Origin of the sequence: Weissella kandleri, from assembly GCF_045504165.1 — a bacterium.
GTDB lineage: Bacteria > Bacillota > Bacilli > Lactobacillales > Lactobacillaceae > Weissella > Weissella kandleri_A.
Genome location: NZ_JBJJNY010000023.1, coordinates 1 through 771, shown reverse-complemented (window position 1 = coordinate 771; position 771 = coordinate 1).

Genomic DNA, 771 nt, shown 5'->3' with positions numbered 1-771 from the left:
TGTGCTGTGCTGTGCTGTGCTGTGCTGTGCTGTGCTGTGCTCCGTCATTATGGTCTCCTTTCCTCCATTTTATCAACCAAGGATTTATTTTATGTTTAATTTAATATTAATTATATCATTTGTGACCAAAGTTATTAATTTCATTTTTTTCATTTTTATTGCAATTTATGATTTGAAACAAGCAACTTTTAACACTTGTTTGTTTTATTCTGAAATATAAAAAAACGCTTCAACAATTAAGTCAAAGCGAACATATCCGCAGAGGCAAATTATATTTAATATTGAGTGGGCAAAAATATTTAAACACTCTCAAATGGCTTGATGTTCGCATTCTTTAAAAATAAAATTGTGGTCGATTGAGTGGTCGCAAGTCTTTTATATGCTGTAAATGGCTTTGTATCAACAATAACAATACCATAAACCATTACCACCCTGATTGCAGTCCATATTTAAAGTTAACATTTCTTGATTAATACGCTACTCCAAGCATACGATAATCATTTATACCAAACTAATAACGCTTCCTATTCAATCATTAAGGCGCTGATGCTTTAACTCAAGCAAAATAGCTTTTAAACAATCTAAAAGGCTTAAACCGCGTATTCTCAACAATTACACTATGCAGTTGCCAATTCTAGACCGACGGTTTGTTCAGCATGCGCAATTATACCTTATTTATCAAAAACTAGCCAATAAGTTTAATTGAAGACACAAAAAAGACTCATCATTGCTGATGAGCCTTTATCTTGCATCGCGACTTCCTATCCTCGC